Annotated in this window: 16 protein-coding genes and 1 pseudogene; 9 read left to right on the top strand and 8 right to left on the bottom strand. The window is 73.9% G+C overall.

The genetic code is table 11. The features are described 5' to 3' along the window. Positions 1-298: 298 nt before the first annotated feature. A pseudogene (locus AY578_RS07130) lies at positions 299-1,562 on the top strand (hypothetical protein). Between the two features lie 284 nt (positions 1,563-1,846). On the opposite strand, the gene AY578_RS07125 reads toward AY578_RS07130, so the two are convergent. After that, a complete protein-coding gene (locus AY578_RS07125; protein ID WP_037953981.1) occupies positions 1,847-2,245 on the bottom strand; it encodes a VOC family protein in 399 nt (132 codons plus the stop codon). Positions 2,246-2,470: 225 nt separating this feature from the next. Between AY578_RS07125 and AY578_RS07120 the strand changes: the two genes are divergently transcribed. The 3 genes from AY578_RS07120 to AY578_RS07110 all read left to right on the top strand — a co-directional run bounded on the left by AY578_RS07120 (position 2,471) and on the right by AY578_RS07110 (position 5,633). Continuing rightward, positions 2,471-4,069: an ABC-F family ATP-binding cassette domain-containing protein gene (locus AY578_RS07120; protein WP_161232548.1), complete on the top strand. Its 1,599-nt coding sequence runs from the start codon at positions 2,471-2,473 to the stop codon at positions 4,067-4,069. Positions 4,070-4,503: 434 nt separating this feature from the next. Next, complete coding sequence (locus tag AY578_RS07115) at positions 4,504-4,725, top strand: helix-turn-helix domain-containing protein (RefSeq protein ID WP_006132657.1); 222 nt, start codon at positions 4,504-4,506, stop codon at positions 4,723-4,725. A gap of 104 nt (positions 4,726-4,829) precedes the next feature. Then, entirely contained in the window at positions 4,830-5,633 is an 804-nt protein-coding gene (locus tag AY578_RS07110) for an enoyl-CoA hydratase/isomerase family protein (protein ID WP_028960728.1), read from the top strand. Positions 5,634-5,665: 32 nt separating this feature from the next. Here AY578_RS07110 and AY578_RS07105 read toward each other — a convergent pair whose 3' ends face one another. Continuing rightward, on the bottom strand, positions 5,666-6,562 hold the full coding sequence (locus AY578_RS07105; RefSeq protein ID WP_258902183.1) for a hypothetical protein: 897 nt from the start codon (positions 6,560-6,562) through the stop codon (positions 5,666-5,668). Between the two features lie 86 nt (positions 6,563-6,648). On the opposite strand from AY578_RS07105, the gene AY578_RS07100 reads away from it, so the two are divergent. From AY578_RS07100 to amaP, 5 genes are read left to right on the top strand one after another with little or no spacing between them, the layout of a single operon-like run. Continuing rightward, positions 6,649-7,143: an Asp23/Gls24 family envelope stress response protein gene (locus tag AY578_RS07100; protein WP_136239435.1), complete on the top strand. Its 495-nt coding sequence runs from the start codon at positions 6,649-6,651 to the stop codon at positions 7,141-7,143. A 25-nt stretch (positions 7,144-7,168) separates the two neighbouring features. Further along, positions 7,169-7,354 carry a hypothetical protein gene (locus AY578_RS07095; protein WP_026243403.1) on the top strand — a complete coding sequence of 62 codons (186 nt, stop codon included), beginning with the start codon at positions 7,169-7,171 and terminating at the stop codon, positions 7,352-7,354. Further along, positions 7,351-7,737 carry an Asp23/Gls24 family envelope stress response protein gene (locus AY578_RS07090; protein ID WP_136239436.1) on the top strand — a complete coding sequence of 129 codons (387 nt, stop codon included), beginning with the start codon at positions 7,351-7,353 and terminating at the stop codon, positions 7,735-7,737. The genes AY578_RS07095 and AY578_RS07090 overlap by 4 nt, the downstream gene beginning before the upstream one ends. After that, the gene (locus AY578_RS07085) at positions 7,734-8,360 is read left to right on the top strand and encodes a DUF6286 domain-containing protein (RefSeq protein ID WP_136239437.1); all 627 of its coding nucleotides are present in this window, start codon (positions 7,734-7,736) and stop codon (positions 8,358-8,360) included. The genes AY578_RS07090 and AY578_RS07085 overlap by 4 nt, the downstream gene beginning before the upstream one ends. Next, positions 8,357-8,941, top strand: a complete 585-nt coding sequence (gene amaP, locus AY578_RS07080) for an alkaline shock response membrane anchor protein AmaP (RefSeq protein WP_136239438.1) — start codon at positions 8,357-8,359, stop codon at positions 8,939-8,941. The genes AY578_RS07085 and amaP overlap by 4 nt, the downstream gene beginning before the upstream one ends. 17 nt (positions 8,942-8,958) lie before the next feature. Here the strand turns inward: amaP and AY578_RS07075 are convergent, their stop codons facing one another. The 6 genes from AY578_RS07075 to AY578_RS07050 form a co-directional block, all read right to left on the bottom strand. Then, complete coding sequence (locus AY578_RS07075) at positions 8,959-9,717, bottom strand: SDR family oxidoreductase (RefSeq protein WP_137207165.1); 759 nt, start codon at positions 9,715-9,717, stop codon at positions 8,959-8,961. Between the two features lie 4 nt (positions 9,718-9,721). Then, entirely contained in the window at positions 9,722-11,503 is a 1,782-nt protein-coding gene (locus tag AY578_RS07070; protein ID WP_136239439.1) for a glycoside hydrolase family 15 protein, read from the bottom strand. Between the two features lie 33 nt (positions 11,504-11,536). Further along, a complete protein-coding gene (locus AY578_RS07065) occupies positions 11,537-11,902 on the bottom strand; it encodes a hypothetical protein (RefSeq protein ID WP_206310420.1) in 366 nt (121 codons plus the stop codon). Then, positions 11,899-12,513, bottom strand: coding sequence for a sigma-70 family RNA polymerase sigma factor (locus AY578_RS07060; protein ID WP_136239440.1), 615 nt, complete (start codon positions 12,511-12,513; stop codon positions 11,899-11,901). Before AY578_RS07060 ends, AY578_RS07065 begins: the two co-directional genes overlap by 4 nt. Continuing rightward, entirely contained in the window at positions 12,510-14,066 is a 1,557-nt protein-coding gene (locus AY578_RS07055; protein ID WP_136239441.1) for a sodium:solute symporter family protein, read from the bottom strand. The genes AY578_RS07060 and AY578_RS07055 overlap by 4 nt, the downstream gene beginning before the upstream one ends. A 165-nt stretch (positions 14,067-14,231) precedes the next feature. Continuing rightward, positions 14,232-15,044, bottom strand: a complete 813-nt coding sequence (locus tag AY578_RS07050; protein ID WP_019522120.1) for an SURF1 family cytochrome oxidase biogenesis protein — start codon at positions 15,042-15,044, stop codon at positions 14,232-14,234. Positions 15,045-15,091: the final 47 nt, after the last annotated feature.

Here is a 15,091-nt window from a genome sequence, read left to right as displayed (position 1 = left end):
CGGCCGGTGCGGAGGATTCCGTTTAGGGCCGGACCATTGGCTTGATCAGGTCCCTCCGGCACCGTCCGGGCCGGTACGGCGACGGCCGTCGAGGCGTCCCGTGGCATTCCGTTTGGGTTTTCGGACCGTCAACCGGAAGACTGCACCCGTGACGTCCCGTATCCCGCGCGACTCCAGGCTTCGACTCGTCCGCCCGCGACCCCTGGCCGCCGCCCCCGCAGCGATCGAGCAGCGGCGTGTGCGCCGCCCCGCGCCACGCCCTCCGGAGGGCACGCCCGCACCGGCCGAGCTGGCCGGAATGGCACGCTCCGTCCTGGCCGCGGCCAGGACGGAGCGTGCCATTCCGCTGGCCGACCGTGCCCTCGGCCCGGCGGCGACAGCGCCACCGCCGACGGCAAAGCACCCTGTCCGGCGCGACCGCCCGCCGGGCCGCCGAGGCGCCTCGGCTGACCGTGGATCAGGTCCGTGCCGACTGGGACACCGCCGGCCTGGCGGCTCATCGAGGTGCACGGCGACAGCGCCCGCCCCGGCTGCGCTGCGCGCCTGGGACCGCGACGACAGCGCCGTGCTGCGCGCCTGGGTCGCCCTCTGCGACGCATGGTCGCTCGCCTGCCCCGACCGAGGACCACGAGCCCGCCGCCGTCGCCGAGGTCGTGACCGGCCATGCCGCAGGCTGTCCTTCCTCCAGCTGTCCGCCGGGCGGTGCCCGTGCCCCAGCTGCTCGACCTGCTGAGCAGCGGGTCACCGAACTGCGCACGGAGCGCTGCGAGGTGGACTACGGGCCGCGCCCCGGCCGCCGACGCCGCGTCGCCCCGGAGCCGCGCCCGCGCCTTTCCGCGGACGCTCCGCTGCAGCCGCTCCTCGACTGGGCGCTGCGCGCCCTCGCCTCCGTCGGCGCGCTCACCTACGGCGACGGGCTGTGCTCTTCCGATCTGCTCGGCAGCTGGGCGGTGTGGGTCAAGCTCGAGCAGATCTGCGTCGCCGCGCAGAGCCCGGCGGGCAACATCGAGCAGGGCGCGGAGGACATGCTGCGCGGGTGCGCGCGGCTCCGTCCGGCCGCGGCCCGCGCCGAGTACCGCGCCTGGCTCGCCGCCCGGCCCGTCGGCAGCGCCGTCACCGAGCTGATCGCCGCCGCGCGCGGGGAGGACGCGCTGCTGAGGGGGCTCGCCTTCGAGGCGCTGCGGGTGGTCGGCGCCCCCGCCGAGCCGGAGGTGCGCGCCGCCCTCGACGAGCCCGCGCTGCGGCCGTACGCCCTGCTGTGGCTCGCCGAGCACGACGGGGTGGACCCCGAGGACGCGCACGAGGTGCTGACGCGGGAGGAGGCGACGTGGCTGTGGGTCGACACGGCTGCGGCGGTCGCGGACCACGGTGAGGCGCCGCTGCTGCTGCGTCACCTGGAGACGGCTGTGCAGCCGACGGTGCCGGCGCTGCTGGCCGAGATCCGCGCGGTGGGCCACCCCCGCACGGTCCAGGTCCTGGTCGCCCTGGCAGCAGCCCACCCGGACCCGGCCTTCGCGAAGGCGGTCCGAAGGGCGGCGTTCCAGGTGCACAAGGGCGGCTAGCCGCGGCGCGTGCTGTGCGGGGGCCCACGCGGTGCCGCACCACGGTTACGGTGCCGCGCCGCGGGGGGTGCCGTTGCGCCCACCCTCCCCCACTCCCGGCTTCGCTCGAGCGGGAGGGTCCGCTGACCCGCCGCCGTCGCGGGCAGTCGTGCCGCAGGGCGGCACGGGTGGGCGCAGCGGCACCCCCGCGCCGCGGCAGGTGCAGGCACGCCCCGCACGGCCGGGCCACACCGGGACGGTGCTCCCGCCGCCGGTGTGCACCGGGGCACGGGGCACCGTGAAAATCAGCCCCCCGCCCCCGGCGCATACGTGCCGAAGCTCCACACGTTGCCCTCCAAGTCCCGCACCAGATAGTCACGCGACCCGTACGCCTGGTCCGCCGGAGGCATCAGCACCTCCACCCCCTGCTCCACCGCCCGCCGATGATGCGCGTCCACGTCGTCCACCACGACGTACACCCCCGCAGGGCCGGCACCCGCCATCGCCCTGTCGAAGACACCCCCACGCCCCTTGGACCCCAGCATCACCACCCCGTTCCCCTGGGCCAGCTCCGCGTGCTCCACCGTGCCGTCCTCCCGCTCGTAGACCGACACCTCCGTGAAGCCCAGCCCCTCCGTCAGCTGACGGATCGCCGCCTTCGCGTCCGCGTACAGCAGCGTCGGGACGACGCTCGCACCCGCCATGGCGATCACTTCCTCGTGTCCAAAGCGCACCGATATGTCTCGTCACGGCTCAGTGTGACACCCGCCACCGACAACGAACCGACGACAACAGGGCGCCCTCCGCGCGCGGAAAACCGCTTGCCCCGCCCCGTTAGAATGGCCCGCATGGCCATTCTCCTCGCGCATTAGACGGCGGGAACGCCCTCAGCCGCCCACCGCCAACCACACCTGCCCTGGAGTCTGTCCGTGATCTCCGCCTCCGGCATCGAGCTGCGCGCCGGTGCCCGCATCCTCATCGAAAGCGCCACCTTCCGCGTCGCCAAGGGCGACCGCATCGGCCTGGTCGGCCGCAACGGCGCGGGGAAGACCACCCTCACCAAGGTCCTCGCCGGCCAGGGCATGCCCGCCGCCGGCACGGTCACCCGCTCCGGCGAGGTCGGCTACCTGCCCCAGGACCCCCGCACCGGCGACCTCGACGTCCTCGCCCGCGACCGCATCCTCTCCGCCCGCGGCCTCGACGTACTGATCCGCAAGATGCGCGAGAACGAGCAGCGCATCGCGGGCGGCCAGGGCGCCACCCGCGAGAAGGCGCTCAAGCAGTACGAGCGCCAGGAGACCGAGTTCCTCACCAAGGGCGGGTACGCCGCCGAGGCCGAGGCCGCCACGATCGCCGCCGCGCTCAACCTCCCCGACCGGGTGCTCGGCCAGCCGCTGCACACCCTCTCCGGCGGTCAGCGCCGCCGCGTAGAGCTCGCCCGCATCCTGTTCTCCGACGCGGACACCCTGCTCCTCGACGAGCCGACGAACCACCTCGACGCCGACTCCATCGTCTGGCTGCGGGACTACCTGAAGACCTACCGCGGCGGCTTCATCGTGATCTCCCACGACGTCGACCTGGTCGAGACGGTCGTCAACAAGGTGTTCTACCTGGACGCCAACCGGGCCACGATCGACGTCTACAACATGGGCTGGAAGCTCTACCAGCAGCAGCGCGAGGCCGACGAGAAGCGCCGCCGCCGCGAGCGGCAGAACGCCGAGAAGAAGGCCGCCGCGCTCAACGCCCAGGCCGACAAGATGCGCGCCAAGGCGACGAAGACGGTCGCCGCGCAGAACATGGCCCGCCGCGCCGAGAAGCTGCTCGCCGGTCTGGAGGAGGCGCGCCAGTCCGACAAGGTCGCCAAGCTGCGCTTCCCCGAGCCCGCGCCCTGCGGCAAGACCCCGCTGATGGCGGAGGGCCTGTCGAAGTCGTACGGCTCGCTGGAGATCTTCACCGACGTCGACCTGGCGATCGACAAGGGCTCCCGGGTGGTCATCCTGGGGCTGAACGGCGCCGGCAAGACCACCCTGCTGCGGCTCCTCGCGGGCGTCGAGCAGCCCGACACGGGCGCCGTCGTCCCCGGCCACGGCCTCAAGCTCGGCTACTACGCGCAGGAGCACGAGACCCTCGACCCGGACCGCACGGTTCTGGAGAACATGCGCTCGGCCGCGCCCGACCTGGACCTTGTGGAGGTCCGGAAGGTGCTCGGCTCGTTCCTGTTCTCCGGCGACGACGTCGACAAGCCGGCCGGGGTCCTCTCCGGCGGCGAGAAGACGCGTCTCGCGCTCGCGACCCTCGTCGTCTCCTCGGCGAACGTCCTGCTGCTCGACGAGCCCACCAACAACCTCGACCCGGCCAGCCGCGAGGAGATCCTCGGCGCGCTGCGCACCTACAAGGGCGCGGTGGTCCTCGTCACCCACGACGAGGGCGCCGTCGAGGCGCTCCAGCCGGAGCGGATCATTCTGCTGCCGGACGGCGTCGAGGACCTGTGGGGCTCCGACTACGCGGATCTGGTCGCGCTCGCCTGATCCGGAAACCCCTGCGCCTGATCCGGAAACGCCTGCGGCTGATCCGGAAACGCCTGCGGCTGATCCGGAAACGCCTGCGGCGGGGTCAGCGGTGTTTGATCGAATGCGTGATCCACTGCGTATGGATCATTCGGCCCATCGGTGATCCATCAATCGTGTGAGATCTCCTCATCCCGAGGTGTGTCCTACACGGATTTCTCGGCCGGACCCTCTCGGAACGAGGGTTCGGCCGTTGCGTCTTTCTGACCTGCGAATTCCCGGAGAAACCCGTTCGGCGGTCGCGCCGGAGCCGCTTGGAATTCTTCATTCCGGATGTGGGGACACGCTCCCGTCGTCACAAGGTTGTCTTATCGACCTTGCCGAATGGGTGGCCATCGGGCCCGGGAGGGGTGATCATGAGGAGACCAGAGCGCACTTCCCATGAGGAGGCACGGGTGGCCGAGACTCTGAAGAAGGGCAGCCGGGTGACCGGCGCCGCGCGCGACAAGCTCGCGGCAGACCTGAAGAAGAAGTACGACGCCGGTGCGAGCATCCGTGCGTTGGCCGAGGAGACCGGCCGCAGTTACGGGTTCGTGCACCGCATGCTGAGCGAGTCGGGCGTCACGCTCCGAGGGCGTGGCGGGGCCACACGGGGCAAGAAGTCCCCGTCGGCCTGATCCCGGGGCCCGCAGACCCGATGGTGGCCACCCGGTCGGCCGTCCGACCGGCCGGGTGGTTACTGTGCAGTCACTTAGACGACCGCACCCATCGGAGGCGCCCCATGGCTTCGTCCCCCCAGGACCTCGGTCCGGTTCTCGACAAGGACGGCGTACGGCTCACCGTCGACGACGCGATCGCCACGGTGACGCTGACCAACCCGGCCAAGCGCAACGCGCAGAGCCCCGCTCTGTGGCGGGCGCTGACCGAGGCCGGTCAGCTGCTGCCCGGGTCCGTCCGGGTCGTGGTGCTGCGCGGGGAGGGCAAGTCGTTCTCCGCCGGGCTCGACCGGCAGATGCTCTCGCCCGAGGGAATCCCGGGTGAGCCGTCTTTCATCGACCTCGCGCGCAGTGACGACGCCGCACTGGACGCCGCCATCGCCGGCTACCAGGACGCGTTCACCTGGTGGCGGCGCAACGACATCGTGTCCATCGCCGCCGTGCAGGGGCACGCCATCGGGGCCGGGTTCCAGCTGGCCCTCGCCTGTGACCTGCGCGTCGTCGCGGACGACGTGCAGTTCGCCATGCGCGAGACCAGCCTCGGCCTGGTGCCCGACCTGACGGGCACGCACCCCCTCGTCGGCCTCGTCGGCTACGCCCGCGCGCTGGAGATCTGCGCGACGGGCCGTTTCGTCACGGCCGAGGAGTCGGTGAACATCGGCCTGGCCAACCTCGCCGTGCCCGGCGCCGAGCTCGACGGCGCGGTGCAGGACCTCGCGGCGGCGCTGCTGGCCGCTCCGCGTGACGCCGTGATCGAGACGAAGGCGCTGCTGCGGGGTGCGCAGGGGCGCACCTACGACGAGCAGCGGGGCGCCGAGCGGGCGGCCCAGGCGCGTCGCCTGCGGGACCTGGCCGGGCTCGGCGAGTAGGCGGGTGGCCGTGACCGGCCGACGGCGCCCGTTCAGTCCAGGTCGGTGACCAGGACGGCCACCGTCGGCCGGTCCGGCAACGCCTCCGCCACGGCGGCCCGCACGGCACGGGCGACCTCCAGCGGGCGGAAGCCCGCCGCGACGGCGAGGTCCACGCGCGCGTGGCGCCGGGGAAGAGCGTCCCCGGCACCCGTCCCCTGCTCACCGAGCCGCACCGCCCGCCCCCACACCCCGGTCAGCCGGCTCACCCCGGGCACCCCCAACACCGCATCGGCGACCCGCTCGCCTTGCGACCCGGCGCCACGGTCATCCGCAGCTCCCGCTGCGGCATCACTGCCGAAAGCGTGTGCGGTGTCCCGCGCGCCCGCCCCGCCGGAAGGGCCGGCCACCCGCGCCGCGTCAGGCGCGCCCGCGCCCTCGGGAGTGTCCGCGGCGCCGGCCCCGGTGGCACCCCCGGGCGTGCCCGCCGCCCCGGACCCGTCCGCACCCCCAGGCGTCCCCGCCGCCCCGGACCGAGCCGTACTCGGCTCGACGTCCAGCAACTCCGTGACCCGGAGGTCCACCTCCGCCACGTCCAGCCCCAGCCGTTCCGTCGCGGCCACCGCCAACGCCGTACGCAGCCGCGACGCCGTCTCCGGCAGAGGCCATGCCGCCGTGGCCGCGAACTCCGCCGAGAGCCGCAGCGGGCCCGGAGGGAGGGCGCTCGGCGGGGGCGGGACCGCCGGGTCGGCGGCCCTGTCCGGGTCGGCGAGGCCGAGACGGACCCCGTCCAGGCGTACCTCCGGCATCTCCCGTTCCGCCGCCTCGCGCAGCGCCCCGCCCGCCGCCCGTTCCGCGATCCACGCGCCGTCGTACGGCCCGCCCAGCGGCAGGAATCTGCCCAGCCCCACCTGTTGCCGCACCATCCGCGTCCACCGGTCCGCCGTCATTCCTCCAGCCTGCCGTATCACCGGAGCGAATCGGGGCAACCGCGCATACAGTGGTTGAAGGAGGACGACCGAAGGGATGTATGGCGATGACCGACATGACCGAAGGGGGCTCGGTACGGGCTCCTGACAGCGACAAGACGCTCGGCGAATCCGGCGCGCGCCGAGGGCAGACCACGCGGCGCGGCGGCGGCGACCCCGCGGGCCGGGGCCGTACGACCATCGCCGACGGCGTGGTGGAGAAGATCGCCCACCTGGCCGCCAGGGACGTTCTCGGCGTGCACGCCATGGGCAGCGGCATCTCCCGCACCTTCGGCGCCATGCGCGAGCGGGTGCCCGGCGGGTCGAAGTCGGCGACGCGCGGGGTGAAGGCCGAGGTCGGCGAGGTGCAGACCGCGCTGGACCTGGAGATCGTCGTCGACTACGGCGTGTCCATCGCCGACGTCGCCAAGGACGTGCGGGAGAACGTCATCGCGGCGGTCGAGCGGATGACGGGCCTCGAGGTCGTCGAGGTCAACATCGCGGTGAGCGACGTGAAACTGCCCGACGAGGAGGAGGACGAACCCGAGACCCGGCTGCAGTGAGACACGCTGAGCGGAGGAGCGAGGCATGAGGATGGCCGTCGTCGGCATGATCGCCGGCATGGCGTTGGGCTTTGCCGGATACTTCGGCGGATTCGGGGCTTTCCTGCTGGTGGCGGCCCTGGGCGCGGTGGGTTTCGTGGTCGGCCGGCTGCTCGAGGGCGACCTGGACCTCGGCGACTTCTTCCGTCCCCGTGACGAACGGCGGCGGTGACGGGGGTGGGCGCCGGGGCCGTGGAGCTCGGCGGAGAACCGCGGACCGTCGTCCCTCCGGCGGAGCGCGGGGAGACCACGATCGCCGACCGGGTGGTCGCGAAGATCGCGTCCCAGGCGGCGCGTGAGGCCCTCGGCACGCTGCCGCGGGACGCGGAGCCGCCGCACGCGAGCGTCGTCGTCCGGCACGGCAACGCCCGCGTGCGGGTGCACGTGGAACTCGATCACCCCGGCGACATCGGCGGCCGCTGCGCGCGGGTGCGGCGGCGGATCGTCGACCGGGTGCGCGACCTCACGGGGATGTCCGTCCCGGAGGTCGTCGTCCAGGTGGAGCGGCTGCATCTCGCCGCGCACCCCGGCACGGTGGGTGGGAGGCTGCCATGAGCGGGACGCCGGACACCACGGCCGGTCCGACGGCGCCCCCCGCGGAGAGCGGCGCGACCCTGGGCGGGGCGAGCGGCGGACCCCGGCGCTTCTGGTCCGCCCGCCGCGTCCCGGCCGGCCTGCTGGCGCTGGCGGTCCTGGTGATCGCGGGCTGGTTCCTCTACGACATCGCGGCGGTACGTGCCCACCGGCCCGGGATGAGCTGGCGGCACGAGCTGGCCCGGCAGCTCGCCGAACGGCAGTTGGACGACGTGTGGGTGCTGACCGGTGCCGCCGTCGCCGCCGCGCTCGGCCTGTGGCTGCTGGTGCTGGCCCTCACCCCGGGACAGCGGTCCGTGCTGACGATGCACCGCACCCACCCCGACGTGCGCGCCGGCCTCCACCGGGACGCGGCCGCCATGGTGCTGCGGGACCGGGCGCTGGAGGTGGCCGGTGTGCAGTCGGTGCGGGTGGCCGTGAAGCGGAGGAGGACGGACGTGCGGGCGGTGTCGCACTTCCGCGACCTGGACGACGTACGGAAGGACCTGACCGCCGTGCTGGAGGGGGCGATCCGGGGGCTGGGCCTGGCGCGGCCGTCCCCGCTGACGCTGCGTGTGCGGCGGCCCGGCCGGAAGGGGCGGTGACCGTGAACACGACCGTCAACCGTGTGCTGCTGGCCCTCGCCGGGCTGGTGCTGTTCGCGCTGGGCGGCTCGGTGCTGGCGATCGGCCTGGGCGCGCCCGCGCCCTCCTGGTGGCTGCACGACGGACGGAACGACGTGCTGCTCGACGACTCCGAGCGGACCCGGTGGCGGGACGAGGGCTGGTGGTGGCCGGTGGTGATCGCCGCGCTCGCCGTGGTGGTGCTGCTCTGCCTGTGGTGGCTGGTGTCCGTGCTCCGGCGCCGGCGCATGGCGGAGATCGTGGTCGACACCGGCGACGGCGAGATCGCGACGCTGCGGGGCCGCGCCCTGGAGCACGCGCTCGCCGAGGAGGCGAATCGTCAGGACGGCGTCGCCGAGGCCCGCGTCCTCCTCACCGGCCGCCGCGGGACCCCCCGGACCCGTGTGGTCCTCCTCCTGGAACCGCACGTGGACCCGGGCACGGCCCTGGACACCTTCACCGCGGGCCCGCTGACCCACGCCCGCACCTCCGCGGGCCTTCCGGAGCTCCCGTCGGAGGTGCGCCTCCGGGCGGTGAAACACCGCCCGGAACGCGTCACCTGACGTCACGTCGACCGGGTTCAGAACCCGTGCCGCGAGCCCCCGTCCACCGGCAGCATCACGCCCGTGACGTACGACGCCGCGGGGGAGAGGAGGAACGCCGCCGTGCGGCCGAACTCCTCCGGGGTGCCGTAGCGGCGCAGGGGGATGCGGGACTCGGCCGCCTGGCGGGTGGCCTCCGGGTCGGCGGACAGGGAGTCCAGCTCGCGCACCCGGTCGGTGTCGATGCGGCCGGGCAGCAGGCCCACGACGCGGATGCCGCGCGGGCCCAGTTCGTCGGCGAGGGACTTGGCGAAGCCGGCCAGCCCCGGGCGCAGTCCGTTGGAGATGGTCAGGCCGGGGATCGGCTCGTGCACCGAGCCGGACAGCACGAAGCCGATGACACCCCCCTCGCCCAATTCCGCCGCGGCCGCGCGGGCCAGCCGCACCGCGCCGAGGAACACCGACTCGAACGCCGCCTGCCACTGCTCGTCGGTGGTGTCGGCGACGAACCCCGGCGGGGGCCCGCCCACGCTGACGAGGACGCCGTCGAAGCGGCCGAACCGCTCGCGCGCGGTGGCGATCAGCCGCTCGGCGGCCCCGGGGTCGGCGTTGTCCACGGCCACCCCGGCCGCCGTGTCCGGCCCCAGCGCGGACACGGCCTCCGCGACCGCGTCCTCCTTCCGCCCCGTGACGACCACCTTCGCGCCCTCGGCGACGAGCGCCCGCGCGGAGGCGTGGCCCAGCCCGCGGGTGGCCCCGGTGACGACGTACACCCGGTCCTTCAGTCCAAGATCCATGGCCCTATCCTGCCTCCTCGTCGCCGAACAGGGCGAGGGCGCTGTTCACCAGGCCGATGTGGCTGAACGCCTGCGGGAAGTTGCCGAGCAGCCGGCCGTTCACCGTGTCGTACTCCTCGGCGAGGAGCCCCACGTCGTTCACCAGGCCCAGCAGCCGTTCGAACAGCTCGCGGGCCTCCTCGGTTCGGCCCGTCATGTGCAGGGCGTCCACGAGCCAGAACGCGCACGCCAGGAACGCGCCCTCCTGCCCGGGCAGCCCGTCCAGCTCGGCGGCGTCCGAGGTGTAGCGGCGTACGAGACCGTCCTGGCCCAGCTCCGTCCGGATCGCGTCGATGGTGCCGAGCACCCGGGGGTCGTCCGGCGGCAGGAAGCCGACCCGGGGGATCAGCAGCAGCGCCGCGTCCAGCTCGCGTGAGCCGTAGGACTGCGTGAACGTGTTGCGCTCGGGGTCGTAGCCCTTCTCGCACACCTCCCGGTGCACCTCGTCACGCAGCTCGCGCCAGCCGTCCCAGTCGCCGTCGAGGTCCGGGAACTCCTCCAGCGCGCGCACCAGACGGTCGGCGGCCACCCACACCATCACCTTGGAGTGCACGAAGTGGCGCCGCCCGCCGCGCACTTCCCACAGGCCCTCGTCCGGCTGCCGCCACGCCGTGCGCAGGAAGTCCAGCAGCACCGACTGCAGCGCCCACACGTCCGGCTGCGCCGACAGCCCCGCCCGCCGGGCCAGCGCGAGGGAGTCCACGACCTCCCCGTACACATCGAGCTGGAGCTGCTTCACGGCGTCGTTGCCGATCCGCACCGGGGTGGCGCCGCCGAAGCCGGACAGCCACGGGATCTCGAACTCCGGCAGCCTCCGCTCGCCCGCGAGCCCGTACATGATCTGCAGGTCCGCCGGGTCGCCGGCGACCGCGCGGAGCAGCCAGTTGCGCCAGGCCTCGGCCTCCTCCATGTACCCGGCGGCGAGCAGCGCGCTGAGGGTGAGCGTGGAGTCGCGGAGCCAGCAGAACCGGTAGTCCCAGTTCCGTACGCCGCCCGGCTCCTCCGGCAGGGAGGTGGTGGGGGCGGCGACGATCCCGCCGGTGGGGCGGTAGGTGAGCGCCTTCAGCGTGATCAGGGACCGCATCACCATGTCCCGGTGCGGCCCCCGGTAGCGGCAGCGGGACGCCCACGCCTGCCAGTCCTTCAGACTGCGCCGCAGCGAGGCGTACGGGTCGATCAGCGCGGGCCGCGGCTCGTGCGAGGGGTGCCAGGTGAGCACGAAGGCGACCCGCTCGCCCTCCTTCACCGTGAACTCCGAGTGGGTGCCGAAGTCCTCGCCCCAGGTGTGCACCTCCGGCTCGCTGCGCAGCCACACCGAGTCGGGCCCGGCCACCGCGACCCGGTGCCCGTCGGCCTTGCGCACCCACGGCACGATGGAGCCGTAGTCGAACCGCAGCCGCAGCGTGCTGCGCACGGTCACCTCACCGCTGAGTCCCTGCACGATCCGCACCAGGTCGGGCGCCGTGTGCCGTTGCGGCATCAGGTCGGTGACCTGCACGGCGCCGTCCGGGATCTCCCACACGGTGTCCAGCACCAGCGAGTCCTCGCGGTAGGCGCGGCGCGCGCACCGCTCCTGGCCCGGCGGGGCGATGCGCCAGTACCCGTTGTCCTCGTCGCCGAGCAGCCGGGCGAAGCAGGCCGCCGAGTCGAAGCGGGGCAGGCAGAGCCAGTCGATCGAGCCGTCGGTGCCCACCAGGGCAGCCGTCTGCTCGTCGCCGATGAGCGCGTAGTCCTCGATTCGCAGCACGGGGTGCGGGTTCCCTGTGCCCAGGGGGCGCAATCAGCCCGGCGGCCGGGGGAGTGACGGTCCGTCGGCTGCGGCGACGCCCTCGCCGGAGAAGATCACACCGGGTTCGGCGGGCGCCTGGTTCAGCACCCACAGCCCGATCACCGTGGCCAGCGCGAACACGACGGCGACCAGCACGGTGAGCACCAGCCGCCGGCGGCGCTCCCGGCGCAGCCACTCGCCGCGCGCGGTCCGGTAGGCGTCCGGGTCGGGCAGCACCCCGCCGGCCAGGGCGTGCAGGGCGTCGGCCAGTTCCCGTTCGGTGCGTTCCGCGTCCGGCGACCCGGGCGGCCCGGACCGCTCGCGGCCTGCGCCGTCCTGGCCGGAGCCACGCGACGGAGTCGCATCCTGATGCTTCATCGCCGGGCCTCCATGGCCTGGGTCAGCGCGGCGATGCCGCGGGAGGTGTGCGTCTTGACGGAGCCGCGGGAGATGCCCATCGCGGCGGCGATCTCGGCCTCCTTCAGCCCGAGCCAGTGGCGCAGCACCAGCGCCTCCCGCTGCCGGGCCGGAAGCTGCTGCAGCGCGTCGATCAGCACCCGCTGGTCGTCCCGCAGCAGCGCGGTGTTCTCGGCGGACGCCACGGTCGCCTCGGGCGGAGGGGCCGGCTGCTCCTCGTGCCGTCGGGCCACCTGGAGGTGACGTATCCGCATCCGGGTCAGGTTGCAGACCGTGAAGCGCAGACAGGCCTCGGCCGCGGCGACGTCCTTCAGCCGCCGCCACCGGCGGTAGATTTGGTAGTACGCCTCGGCGACCACGTTCTCCGGATCGTCCGCGCCGAGGAGCACGGCGAGCCGCAGCATCGAGGAGTAGTGCAGCTCGAAGAGGCGGGCCACACCGGCCTCACGCTCCAGGTCGGCGGGGTCGGCGACCGGGGCGGCGAGCGGTGCGGGCGGGTCCGGCGGCCCGGGCGGCGGAGGGACGGCCGGGGCCGGGGGCAGGGTGACCTGGGGACGGTGTCTGCGTATCACGCGTTGTTCGCTCCCGTCGGGGGACGTCGCCCGGCGCGCGGGCGGGACGGCAGGTCGGTGGCGTCGGGTCCGCGCGGGACGCCGAGCCGGGCGAGTACGGGCGTGGCGGCCACCGCGACGGCCAGGTTCAGCACCAGCGCGGCGACCCCGGCGTAGATCTCGGGCGATCCGGCGACGAGCGGCACGATCGAGGAGAAGCCCTCCCGCACCACCAGACAGGTCCCGGTGGCCATGCCCACGGCCCAGCCGGCCAGCAGCGCCCGCGGGTGCAGCCACCGCGTGTACAGCCCGACGGCGACCGCCGGGAAGACCTGGAGGATCCACACCCCGCCGAGCAGCTGGAGGTTGATCGCGTCCTGGTCGCGCAGCCCGAACACGAACGCCACCGCGCCGAGCTTCGCGGTCAGCGACACCGCCTTGGCGACCCGCACCTGCCGTTTCGGCGTGGCCGTCGGGTGGACGTACTCGACGTAGACGCTGCGGACGAAGCTGGTGGCCGCGGCGATGGACATCACCGCCGCCGGGACCAGCGCGCCGACCACGATCGAGCCGAACACCAGCCCGGCGAGCGGGCCCGGCATCAGCCGGTCGACCAGCATCGGCACCGCCGCCTCGGCGCCGCCCGCGGGCGCCCGCACCCCGGCGGCGAGGGCCGCGATGCCGAGGAAGCCGAACAGCGCGAGCAGCGCCGTCCAGGCGGGCAGCCCCGCCGACACCTTGCGCAGGGTGCGCGTCCCGTCGGCGGCGAACCCGGCGGTCAGCACGTGCGGGTACATCAGCAGCGCCAGCGCGGACCCGAGCGCGAGCGTCGCGTACGCGGGCTGCTGCCCGGGCGTCAGCACCAGGGCCGAGTGGGCCGTATCGGTGCCGCCGAGGGCGCGGGCGGCCCCGTCGAACACCGCGCCCGGCCCGCCGAACCGGTCCAGGACCAGCCAGCAGACCGCGGTGAGCGACACGAACACCGCCACCGCCTTCAGCGCGGCGATCACCGTGGGGGCGCGCAGCCCGTGCCGGTAGGTGGCCACCGCCAGCCCCGCGAACACCGCCACCATCGACAGGTCCCCGGCCGCGCCCGGCGGGTACAGCCCGCCCGCGGTGAGCACCGCGCGGATGCCGAGCAGCTGGAGCGCCAGGTACGGCATCGTCGCGAGGATGCCGGTCAGCGCGACGACCAGGGCCAGCGGGGCCGAGCCGTAGCGGCCGCGCACGAAGTCGGCGGCCGTGACGTAGCCGTGCCGCCGGGCCACCTCCCAGAGCCGGCTGAGCAGCACGAACGCCAGCGGGCAGACGATCACCGTGTACGGCACCGCGAAGAAGGCGGACGCGCCGTTGCCGTACACGAGGCCCGGCACGGCGGTGAAGGTGTACGCGGTGTAGACCGTCCCGCCGAGCAGCAGCCAGGTCCAGCCGGCGCCCAGGCTGCGGTCGGCCAGCGCCCAGCCCTCCAGCGAGGGCAGCCGGTCGCTGGGGCGCAGCCGGCGCGCGGTGACGGCTAGCAGCGACGCCCCGCCGATCACGGCGAGGAACGTCGTGGTCATGGCTGCGCCGGCCATGGGTCACCGTCCTTGGTGTGCTGTGCCCTCGGGGAAGAGTTGCGCGGACGGCCCGTCCGGATGACGGAAACCCGTCGGTTCCATGGCCGGAACGCATCGGCAACCCGCCCGACGGTGCGCCACTCTCGCACAGAACCCGGCGAACCGGGAGAAGGGGGAGTGCGGTCAGACGGCCGCGGACGCGGCGGGGGCCGTGTCCGGCGTCCCGGAGTCCGTGTCCTGGCCCGCCTTCGCGGCCCGCTCGCGCGCCTCACGGCGGGCCAGCACGAACCAGCCGACCGGGACGGCGGCGGCGAACAGCCACCACTGGATCGCGTACGCGTAGTTCAGCGCCGCGTTCTCCTTGCCGGGGTCGCCGAGCTGCTGGGGGAGGCCGTTCTTCGGCTCGGGGGCGGTCTGCGCCACGTAACCGCCGAGCACGTCGGCGTCCAGCCGCTCCGCCTCCCGCTCGCTGTTGATCAGCATGATCTGCCGGTCGGGCAGGCCCTCGAGGTCCTTGATGCCGCTGGCCTCGGTCGTCTCGTCCGGCATCAGCCGGCCGGTGATCGTGGTCTCGCCGCGCGGCGGCGCGGGCACCCTGGGGAACGCGGTCTGGCTGGGGCCGTCGGCGGGGATCCAGCCGCGGTTGACCAGCAGCACCTTGCCGTCGTCCAGCACGAACGGCGTCAGGACGTGGAAGCCGATCTCCTCGTCGGCGTTGACGCGGCGGCGCACCACGACCTCGGCGTCCGTGTCGAACCGGCCCGTGGCGGTCACCGTGCGGTATCTCTCGGCGCGGGTCACCGCGTGGCCGGGGGCGGCCAGCCGCTCCACCGGCACGGGGTCGGCGGTCAGCGCGTCGGTCACCAGCTGGTTACGCGCGGAGCGCTCCTCGTAGCGGTTCATCTGCCAGATGCCCAGCGCGATCATCGTGGGGACGAGAAGCAGGGCGACCAGCGTGAGGGTCACCCATTGCCGGGACAGCAGGAAGCGGTACACCCCATGAAGGTACAACCCGGGCGCGCGGCGCTCCGAGCCGGGGCGTC

It is taken from the genome of Streptomyces thermocarboxydus (genome assembly GCF_024760485.1).
GTDB lineage: Bacteria > Actinomycetota > Actinomycetes > Streptomycetales > Streptomycetaceae > Streptomyces > Streptomyces cellulosae.
The sequence above is the reverse complement of the archived record's forward strand: the minus strand, read 5'-3'. Positions and strand labels throughout refer to the sequence as shown.

What these genes read in the sequence shown, in the direction of transcription:
- AY578_RS07105 (WP_258902183.1), bottom strand. Translation starts at nt 6,562, where the DNA reads ATGACGGCGGACCGGTGGACGCGGATGGTGCGGCAACAGGTGGGGCTG.
- AY578_RS07125 (WP_037953981.1), bottom strand. Translation starts at nt 2,245, where the DNA reads ATGGCGGGTGCGAGCGTCGTCCCGACGCTGCTGTACGCGGACGCGAAG.
- AY578_RS07065 (WP_206310420.1), bottom strand. Translation starts at nt 11,902, where the DNA reads ATGAAGCATCAGGATGCGACTCCGTCGCGTGGCTCCGGCCAGGACGGC.
- AY578_RS07095 (WP_026243403.1), top strand. Translation starts at nt 7,169, where the DNA reads ATGAGGATGGCCGTCGTCGGCATGATCGCCGGCATGGCGTTGGGCTTT.
- AY578_RS07110 (WP_028960728.1), top strand. Translation starts at nt 4,830, where the DNA reads ATGGCTTCGTCCCCCCAGGACCTCGGTCCGGTTCTCGACAAGGACGGC.
- AY578_RS07075 (WP_137207165.1), bottom strand. Translation starts at nt 9,717, where the DNA reads ATGGATCTTGGACTGAAGGACCGGGTGTACGTCGTCACCGGGGCCACC.
- AY578_RS07055 (WP_136239441.1), bottom strand. Translation starts at nt 14,066, where the DNA reads ATGGCCGGCGCAGCCATGACCACGACGTTCCTCGCCGTGATCGGCGGG.
- AY578_RS07100 (WP_136239435.1), top strand. Translation starts at nt 6,649, where the DNA reads ATGACCGACATGACCGAAGGGGGCTCGGTACGGGCTCCTGACAGCGAC.
- AY578_RS07085 (WP_136239437.1), top strand. Translation starts at nt 7,734, where the DNA reads ATGAGCGGGACGCCGGACACCACGGCCGGTCCGACGGCGCCCCCCGCG.